The sequence below is a fragment of the Pseudomonas tehranensis genome, assembly GCF_014268615.1.
Taxonomy (GTDB): domain Bacteria; phylum Pseudomonadota; class Gammaproteobacteria; order Pseudomonadales; family Pseudomonadaceae; genus Aquipseudomonas; species Aquipseudomonas tehranensis.
Window position 1 is genome coordinate 1 of sequence record NZ_JABWQV010000218.1, and the last position, 8,543, is coordinate 8,543.

Consider the following 8,543-nt stretch of genomic DNA (forward strand, 5'->3'; position numbering starts at 1 on the left):
GGGAGCGGGCTTGCTCGCGAAGGGGCCAGTAAATCCACCCTAGATTCCACAGAGTTCACGCAACAACCCCGTATCCAAATGCCGCTCCACCAGATCCGCCAACCGCTCGATGTCCCGCTCGCGCAACCCGTGGTAGTCCACCGCCTGCACATTCTGCAACCCGGCCCAACGCAACAAGGCGCTGCTGGCCGCCGGTGACTCGAACAGCCCATGCAGATAGGTGCCGAAAATCTGCCCATCCAGACTCTGGGCGCCGTCACAGCGACCGCCATCCAACTGCACCGCCGGGTTTTCCAGTGCAGGGCCTGAGGTTACACCGGCATGGATTTCATACCCGCTGACCTCGGCCTCTTCCAGAGCCAGTCGTCCGCGCACATTGCGCAACTGTTTCTCGTGTTCCAGAGTCGTTTCGAAGGCCAGCAAGCCCAGCCCGGTGCTGGAGCCCGCGGCCCCTTCCAGCCCCAGCGGATCGTGGACCTGCAGGCCGAGCATCTGCAAACCACCGCAGATTCCCAGCAATTTGCCGCCATAACGCAGGTGACGCTGGATGGCCGTCTGCCAACCGTTGGCACGCAGGTAGGCCAGGTCACTGCGCACGCTCTTTGAACCCGGCAGGATGATCAAGTCAGCCGCAGGAATCGGCTGGCCCGGGCCGATGAATTGCAGGTCGACCTGCGGATGCAGGCGCAGCGGATCGAAATCGGTGTGGTTGCTGATGCGCGGCAATACCGGCACCACCACCTTGAGCACCTGCTCGGCCTTGTCGGCCTGGCGTTGATCGAGACCGTCCTCGGCTTCCAGATGCAGGTCCATCACGTAGGGCAACACGCCAACCACCGGTTTGCCGGTGCGCGCCTCAAGCCAGTCCAGGCCCGGTTGCAGCAAGGCGATGTCGCCGCGAAAACGGTTGATGATGAAGCCCTTGACCCGCGCCTGTTCGCTGGGCGAAAGCAGCTCCAGGGTACCCACAAGGTGGGCGAATACGCCGCCGCGATTGATATCGGCAATCAGCAGCACCGGACAGTCCACCGCCTCGGCAAAGCCCATGTTGGCAATGTCACCGGCGCGCAGATTGATTTCCGCCGGGGAACCCGCGCCCTCCACCATCACCACCGGATACGCCGCGCTCAAACGTTCGTGGGAGGCCAGCACCGCTTGCATCGCGATGGCTTTGTAATCGTGATAGGCCACGGCATTCATGGTGGTGACGGCGCGGCCATGAATAATGACCTGGGCGCCGGTGTCGCTGTTGGGCTTGAGCAGCACCGGGTTCATGTCGGTATGCGGTTCTAGACCAGCCGCCTGGGCCTGCACGGCCTGGGCACGGCCGATTTCGCCGCCATCGGCCGTTACCGCGCTGTTGAGCGCCATGTTCTGTGGTTTGAACGGCACCACGCTCACACCCTGACGCCTGACCCAGCGGCACAACGCCGTGACGAGAGTGCTTTTGCCGGCATCGGACGTGGTGCCCTGCACCATTACAGTGGTCATTGGATGTCCTTGGCGTAGGCCTCGAAAGCTTGTTCGAGGCGCAGGAACTCACCGTCATCGGCCGGCAACCCAAAGCGCAGGCTGCTGTTATGGGTAAACAACCGCAGAAGAATGCCGCGCTGGGCCATGAAATCGTAAAGTGCCTGGGCGTGTTCAGTGACCAGCCATTGGAACAACCCGCAGCCGCCCTGAGGCTTGAAGCCGTGGCGTTCGAGCGTCAGCGCCAGGCGCTGACTGGTGTCCTCGCAGCGTTGGCGCTGGCGGGCGTGGGCGTCGGTATCCAGCAGGCACGCCTGGCCCACCACTCGGGTCGGCCCGCTGACGGCCCACGGCCCGACTTGTTCGGCGAGCAACTTGAGCAAGTGGCGCTCGGCCAATACAAATCCCAGGCGAACCCCGGCCAGGCCAAAAAACTTGCCAAACGAACGCAGCACGATCAACCCGACCTGATGAGCATGGGCGGCCAGGCTCAGTTGTGGCGTGACATCCATGAACGCTTCATCCACCACCAGCCAGCCACCGCGCTGGGCCAGTCGGGCATGCCAGTCCAGCAAGCGCTCGGGGCTCAACTGCAAGCCCGTGGGGTTGTTCGGGTTGACCACCACCAGCACGTCCAGACTGTCGAGGAAGAAGTCCACTTCCGGCTCCAGCACTTCGCGCACGATGTAGCCACTGCGGCGCCAGGCTTCGGCGTGTTCGGCGTAACAGGGTGAGAGGACGCCGACCTTGCCGGCACGGCGCAGGCGCGGTAACAGTTGGATGGCCATCTGCGAACCCGCCACCGGCAGCACATGCATGGCGCCGTAATAATCGCAGGCGGCCTGTTCCAACCCGTCATCGGTCTCGGGCAGGCGTGCCCAGGCCCGTGGTGCAATCGCCGGCACGTCGAACGGCCAGGGCGCCAGGCCGCTGGACAGATCCAGCCAGTGCGCCTCGGCAATCCCGTATTGCCTGGCCGCGTTGCGCAGGCGTCCACCGTGCTCAAGCATAAAACTCAGCTCCCAGGCAGAGAATCAGCAACCACAACCATACGCCACGCTGGACCAGTTGCCAGCCGCGATCAATGGCGTCGGCGTTCGCCGGGGCGCCTTCGCCCAAGGGCGGACGTTGATGCAATTGCCCGTGATACACCGCCGCGCCACCCAGTTCGACCCCCAGTGCGCCCGCGCCGGCGGCCATCACGGGCCCGGCATTGGGACTGTCCCAGGTCGGGCCCTGGGTGCGCCAACACTTGAGCGCCAGACGGGTTTTCCCAAGCACGGCGTAAGTCAGCGCCACCAGGCGCGCCGGAATATAGTTGAGCCCATCATCGATCTTGGCCGCCGCCCAACCGAAACGCTCAAAGCGCTCGTTGCGATAGCCCCACATGGCGTCGAGGGTATTGCTCAGGCGATACAACACCACACCCGGCGCGCCCGCGACGGCGAACCAGAACAGCGCGGCGAACACCGCGTCACTGCCGTTCTCCAGCACCGACTCAGTGGCGGCACGAGCGACGGCCGTCTCATCCAGTTCGGCGGTTTCGCGACTGACCAGGTAGCCGACCCGCCGACGCGCTTCGTCCAGATCCCCACCACGCAGTGCCCGGGCCACCGGCTCGACATGCTCCCCGAGGCTGCGCAGGCCGAGGGCGAGGTAGAGCGCCAGGATTTCCACCAGCCAGCCCACCAACGGCGCCCAGGACAGCGCCGTCACGAGCAAGGTCAGCGGCACCACGGCGATGATCCACGCCGTCACGCCATGGCTGCGCCAGCCACGCCCGCCGGAGTTGAAACGTTGTTCGATACGATCGGCAAAGCGACCGAAGGCCACCAGCGGATGCCCGCGTCGGGGTTCGCCCAACAACGCATCCAGCGCCACTGCGGCGGCACTGAGCAACGCCACACTCATGGGCTGACTCCCCAATGGTTTTCGTAGAGCAATTCATCCAGCGCACGCGGCTGCGCCCAGCCTTCCAGGGCGAGCATCGGTGCCGGGTAAAAACCCTCGACCGGTCCAAGGCACAATATTGCCAGCGGTTTGGCGCCGGCGGGCAGGCCCAACAGTTCGGCCAGGGCCTGGGGCTCGAACAGAGAAACCCAGCCCATCCCCAGCCCTTCGGCACGGGAGGCCAGCCACAGATTCTGGATCGCGCAGGACAACGAGGCCAGGTCCATTTCCGGCAGGGTTCGTCGACCGAAGACATAACGCTCGCGATCATCCATCAACGCCGCCACCAGCACTTCGGCACAGTCGTTGAGGCCTTCGACCTTGAGCTTCATGAATTCATCGCTGCGCTCACCCAGGGCCTCGGCGGTGCGGATGCGTTCCTGCTCCACCAGTTGACGGATTTGCCCACGCAAGGCGCGGTCGCTGATGCGAATGAACCGCCACGGCTGCATCAGCCCCACACTGGGGGCCTGGTGGGCGGCTTCCAGCAGGCGACGCAGCAACGCTGGCTCAACGGTGCCGCCGGTGAAGTGGCGCATGTCGCGGCGTTCGGCGATGGCCCGGTAGACGGCATCGCGTTCGGCCTGGGGGAAGGCGTTGTCTGTCATGGTCGCTTCGCGAGCAGGCTCGCTCCCACATCGGCGGGTGCTGTACTTGAGATCACGCGATCCCCTGTGGGAGCGGGCTTGCTCGCGAAGACGGTTTCAGGGTCAGGCGCAAACAGCCCGGCAATCGCCCTCGGATTCGACGGAAAATAGAAATGCACGTAGGAAGCCGTCATCCGTCCCTGCCGGAAAACCGCCTCCGCCCCGCGTCCGCCGTTAGGGCTATGGCCTCGGGCAATGGGCGCAAGCTCGGTGCTGGTCAGGGAATGATGATAGGTATGCCCACGCAGGGTGCCTTCGGGTAACTCCACCGATTGCAGCGCCAGGGCCGCCAGACGCTTTTGCATCTGCGCGTCACCGGCCAGCAACCCAAGCAGCTCGGCGCGGGTGCCGTCCACATCCGTCAACGAGTCCAACAGATAAAGCATGCCGCCGCATTCAGCGAGCAAGGGCTTGCCTGCTTGATGGTGCGCGCGGATCGCCGCCAGCATCGGCGCGTTTTGCGCCAGCGCAACATGGTGCAATTCCGGATAGCCACCGGGCAGATACAGGCTGTCCGCCTCCGGCAGTTCGCTGTCATGAATAGGTGAAAAGAAGCTCAGTTGCGCCCCCATGGCTCGCAGCAGATCCAGGCTGGCGCCATAGGTGAAGGCAAACGCTTCGTCCCGGGCCACAGCGATGCGCACACCTTCCAGCCACGGCTGCGCGGCAATCACTTCTGGCGCGACGAATTCCACGGCGGGCGGCAACGCCACTTCACAACTGCCAGCCAAGGCATCGGCGGCGGCGTCGAGGCGCAGGTCCAGATCATTCAATTCACTGGCCTGGACCAACCCAAGATGGCGGCTTGGCAGTTCGATGCCGGTTTCCCGTGACAAGGCGCCGTACCAGCGCAGGCCTTCGGTCAGGCTGCCTTCGAGCAACTGTGCATGGCGCAAGGTGCCGACCCGATTGGCCAGCACCCCGGCGAAGGGCAAGTCCGGCTGATACCGCGCCAGCCCCAGGGCCAGGGCGCCGAAGGTCTGGGCCATGGCCGTGCCATCGATCACTGCCAGCACCGGCACGCCGAAGTGCCGGGCCAGATCGGCACTCGATGGCGTGCCATCGAACAACCCCATCACCCCTTCGATCAGAATCAAGTCGGCTTCGGCGGCGGCTTCCCACAACAAACGACGACTTTCCTGCTCGCCGACCATCCACATGTCCAGTTGGTAGACCGGTGCGCCGCTGGCCCGCTCAAGGATCATCGGGTCGAGAAAATCAGGCCCGCACTTGAAGACCCGCACCCTGCGCCCCTGCTTGCGGTGCAAGCGCGCCAGGGCCGCGGTGACGGTGGTTTTGCCTTGCCCGGAAGCAGGGGCGGCGATCAGCACCGCCGGGCAGTGACGACTTGCTAAAGAAACATCACTCACAGTTCGACGCCTTTCTGCGCCTTGATGCCGGCCTGGAACGCATGCTTGATCATCCCCATCTCAGTGACGGTATCGGCCAGTTCGATCATCTCCGGCTTCGCGCCGCGACCGGTCACCACTACGTGCTGCATCGGCGGGCGGGCCTGCAGGTCGCTCAGGACCTGATCAAGGTCGAGGTAACCGTGCTTGAGGGCGATGTTGAGTTCATCGAGCACCACCAAGCCTATGGACGGATCGCTCAGCAATTGACGCGAGACCGCCCAGGCCGCCTCGGCAGCGGCGATGTCACGTTGGCGATCCTGGGTTTCCCAAGTGAAACCTTCGCCCATGACATGAAAGCGCACCTGTTCCGGGAAGCGGCGGAAAAACAGCTCCTCACCGGTACTGTTTCGGCCTTTGATGAATTGCACCACGCCGCATTGCATGCCATGCCCCATGGACCTGGCCAGCATGCCGAACGCCGAACTGCTCTTGCCCTTGCCGTTGCCGGTCAGCACCAGCAGCAAGCCGCATTCGTTGGGCGAGTTGGCAATGCGCTCGTCGATCACGGCTTTCTTGCGCAGCATGCGCGCCAGGTGGCGTTCGTCGCGATCGGGGGTCTGGGTCATGGGAGCTCTCCGTTGGGATTGGATAACGGCGGGCGGGCACAAAAAAGACGGCAACAAGCCTGGCATCGCCCACCGTGATGCCGTTGGATGAATCAGGCCGGTCTCCGGGCTCATGAGCGGCGTGATGCCGGGCTGCGCGCCTTCCCATGTCATATGGACACAGTGGCTGGTGACCCTGTGCAGGGCCAGGCGCAGCGTTGACTCATTTACCGTTGCGGGGGCAGCGCCGGGTTCGTATGCACTCACCGGCTTCCCTGTTTCACTCTGTCGACCCGACGATCGCCCGGCCACAGAGCACCTGAAACAAGCCGCGAAGGTTAGAGGGTTGGGGGTGGAGCGTCAATTAAAGCCGGCACAGGTTCAACAACGGATATTGGCCCTGATCAATAAAATGACGCCAATCTTGTGCCATGCTGCGGCAAGTGATATCAAATAGGCATCACGACCCGATATCACAATAACAAGGGGGCAAAAGCATGCAAGGCATGATCATCAGCAATCCAAAACTGGAATTCCTGCGCCCGGTGCTGGAACGCTGGTTTGACTGTATCGACCGTTACAACGCCGTGCGCGGCGATAACGACACACCTTACTGGTTCGATGAAAAAGCCAATCTTGGCTTGCTGTCCGCCGCAGCCTGGATGGCCGAAATGGTCACGCTGCAGAACACCCCCACCCGCAAACAGAATGAAGAAGGCGAACGCAACGTCAGCGCCGACCTGTTCATCGCCAGCACCGAGGAGCGCGCTTTCATCCAGGCCACTCAACGCTGGCCGAAGGTCAAGAGTCTCAACCTCACTCAGCCGCTGCTCGACATCACCAGCGACGCCAAGCGCATCAGTTATTCCAGTGACCTGCGATTGGGTTGCCTGTTCGTCGCACCGCAAAAGGCTCAGCAAAGCACCACGCCAGAAGAGCTGCAGGACATGATCGATGAACTGCAGAAGGAAAATACCTGCGCCGTGGCCTGGTACTTCCCTTATGCCTATCGCAAATTGCGCAATGAGGCCGGGCAGTATCATCCGGGCATCGCCGTGCTGTTCAAGCAGGCCCACGGCTGACCGGTTGAACCATCGCGGGTCTAAGCTTCTCTATGAGTAACTACCATGCACTCATAGGGAAGCCCGCATGCTCAAGCCACCCCACCTTCTGATCGTCGCATTGGCCGCAGGGCTTGTTGCTTGCGGCGAGTCTTCCACGCTGCAGGTTTCCGACGGCACTGGCCCCTCGCCAAAACTGCCGGAACCGAACAAGACCCTGATCCCCACCGTCAACATTGCAGAAGCGGTCGGCTGGCCGGATGGCGCCAAGCCCACCCCCGCACAGGGACTGCAAGTGGGCGCATTCGCCGAAGGGCTGGATCATCCGCGCTGGCTATACGTGCTACCCAACGGTGATGTGCTGGTGGCAGAAACAAACGCGCCGCCCAAACCGGACGACGCTAAAGGCATTCGTGGCTGGGTCATGGAGAAAGTCATGGGCCGCGCCGGCGCGGGAGTGCCCAGCCCCAATCGCATTACCCTGTTGCGTGATGCCAATCATGATGGCATCGCCGAAACCCGTACGGTATTTCTGGAAAACCTCAATTCGCCGTTCGGCATGACGCTGGTGGGCAATGATCTCTACGTGGCCGACACCGATCGTCTGATTCGCTTCCCCTATAAAGAGGGCGATACGCAAATCAAGGCGCAGCCGACCAAGGTCGTCGACCTGCCGGGTGGCACGCTCAACCACCACTGGACCAAAAACGTGATCGCCAGCCAGGACGGCAGCAAGCTGTACGTCACTACCGGTTCGAACAGCAATGTCGGGGAAAACGGCATGGAGGCCGAAGAAGGCCGCGCAGCCATCTGGGAAGTGGACCGCGCCAGCGGCAATCACCGCATCTTCGCCTCGGGCCTGCGCAACCCCAACGGCCTGGCCTGGGAGCCGCGCAGTGGCGCGCTATGGACCGCGGTGAATGAGCGCGATGAGATCGGCAGCGACCTGGTCCCGGACTACATCACCTCAGTCAAGGACGGCGCCTTCTATGGCTGGCCCTACAGCTATTACGGGCAGAACGTCGATAAGCGGGTCGAGCCACAAAAACCGGAACTGGTGGCCAAGGCCATCGCCCCGGATTACGCCGTCGGCCCACACACCGCGTCACTGGGCCTGACGTTCGCCGAAGGCAGCACCTTGCCAGCGCCGTTTACCGAAGGCGCTTTTATCGGGCAGCACGGCTCATGGAACCGTAAACCCCACAGCGGCTATAAAGTGATTTTCGTCCCCTTCAACGCCGGCAAACCGGTGGGGCAACCGGTTGATGTGCTGACCGGTTTCCTGAATGCCGATGAAAAAGCCCAAGGCCGACCAGTGGGTGTGGTGATCGACAAACAGGGCGGGCTGTTGGTGGCTGATGATGTGGGGAACAAGATTTGGCGGGTTTGGGCTAAATAACCGCTGAAGAAGCTGACCTGAACACTGGAACCTGTGGCGAGGGAGCTTGCTCCCGCTGG

At 62.9% G+C, this 8,543-nt stretch carries 8 protein-coding genes and 1 riboswitch; of the genes, 2 read left to right on the forward strand and 6 right to left on the reverse strand.

Annotated elements, in window-relative coordinates; translation table 11 throughout:
- Nucleotides 1-39: 39 nt before the first annotated feature.
- Genes HU811_RS21950 through cobO form a run of 6 tightly spaced genes read right to left on the reverse strand, consistent with a single transcriptional unit; the run spans nucleotide 40 to nucleotide 6,045 of the window.
- The gene (locus HU811_RS21950) at nucleotides 40-1,491 is read right to left on the reverse strand and encodes a cobyric acid synthase (RefSeq protein ID WP_186658062.1); all 1,452 of its coding nucleotides are present in this window, start codon (nucleotides 1,489-1,491) and stop codon (nucleotides 40-42) included.
- Complete coding sequence (gene cobD / locus HU811_RS21955) at nucleotides 1,488-2,480, reverse strand: threonine-phosphate decarboxylase CobD (RefSeq protein WP_186658065.1); 993 nt, start codon at nucleotides 2,478-2,480, stop codon at nucleotides 1,488-1,490. The genes HU811_RS21950 and cobD overlap by 4 nt, the downstream gene beginning before the upstream one ends.
- Nucleotides 2,473-3,381: an adenosylcobinamide-phosphate synthase CbiB gene (cbiB, locus tag HU811_RS21960; protein ID WP_092402764.1), complete on the reverse strand. Its 909-nt coding sequence runs from the start codon at nucleotides 3,379-3,381 to the stop codon at nucleotides 2,473-2,475. The genes cobD and cbiB overlap by 8 nt, the downstream gene beginning before the upstream one ends.
- Nucleotides 3,378-4,028, reverse strand: a complete 651-nt coding sequence (gene bluB, locus HU811_RS21965; protein ID WP_092402762.1) for a 5,6-dimethylbenzimidazole synthase — start codon at nucleotides 4,026-4,028, stop codon at nucleotides 3,378-3,380. Before bluB ends, cbiB begins: the two co-directional genes overlap by 4 nt.
- Nucleotides 4,025-5,437 carry a cobyrinic acid a,c-diamide synthase CobB gene (locus tag HU811_RS21970; protein WP_186658068.1) on the reverse strand — a complete coding sequence of 471 codons (1,413 nt, stop codon included), beginning with the start codon at nucleotides 5,435-5,437 and terminating at the stop codon, nucleotides 4,025-4,027. The genes bluB and HU811_RS21970 overlap by 4 nt, the downstream gene beginning before the upstream one ends.
- The gene (gene cobO / locus HU811_RS21975; protein ID WP_092402758.1) at nucleotides 5,434-6,045 is read right to left on the reverse strand and encodes a cob(I)yrinic acid a,c-diamide adenosyltransferase; all 612 of its coding nucleotides are present in this window, start codon (nucleotides 6,043-6,045) and stop codon (nucleotides 5,434-5,436) included. Before cobO ends, HU811_RS21970 begins: the two co-directional genes overlap by 4 nt.
- A gap of 78 nt (nucleotides 6,046-6,123) precedes the next feature.
- Nucleotides 6,124-6,362, reverse strand: a riboswitch (cobalamin riboswitch).
- A 159-nt stretch (nucleotides 6,363-6,521) separates the two neighbouring features.
- Between cobO and HU811_RS21980 the strand changes: the two genes are divergently transcribed.
- Entirely contained in the window at nucleotides 6,522-7,106 is a 585-nt protein-coding gene (locus HU811_RS21980) for a hypothetical protein (RefSeq protein ID WP_186658070.1), read from the forward strand.
- Nucleotides 7,107-7,173: 67 nt separating this feature from the next.
- Entirely contained in the window at nucleotides 7,174-8,484 is a 1,311-nt protein-coding gene (locus tag HU811_RS21985) for a PQQ-dependent sugar dehydrogenase (protein WP_186658073.1), read from the forward strand.
- The last annotated feature ends 59 nt before the right edge of the window (nucleotides 8,485-8,543 follow it).

Excerpts from the sequence above, each read along its gene's own strand:
- HU811_RS21950 (WP_186658062.1), bottom strand. The coding sequence starts at position 1,491 with ATGACCACTGTAATGGTGCAGGGCACCACGTCCGATGCCGGCAAAAGC.
- cobD (WP_186658065.1), bottom strand. The coding sequence starts at position 2,480 with ATGCTTGAGCACGGTGGACGCCTGCGCAACGCGGCCAGGCAATACGGG.
- cbiB (WP_092402764.1), bottom strand. The coding sequence starts at position 3,381 with ATGAGTGTGGCGTTGCTCAGTGCCGCCGCAGTGGCGCTGGATGCGTTG.
- bluB (WP_092402762.1), bottom strand. The coding sequence starts at position 4,028 with ATGACAGACAACGCCTTCCCCCAGGCCGAACGCGATGCCGTCTACCGG.
- cobO (WP_092402758.1), bottom strand. The coding sequence starts at position 6,045 with ATGACCCAGACCCCCGATCGCGACGAACGCCACCTGGCGCGCATGCTG.
- HU811_RS21980 (WP_186658070.1), top strand. The coding sequence starts at position 6,522 with ATGCAAGGCATGATCATCAGCAATCCAAAACTGGAATTCCTGCGCCCG.
- HU811_RS21985 (WP_186658073.1), top strand. The coding sequence starts at position 7,174 with ATGCTCAAGCCACCCCACCTTCTGATCGTCGCATTGGCCGCAGGGCTT.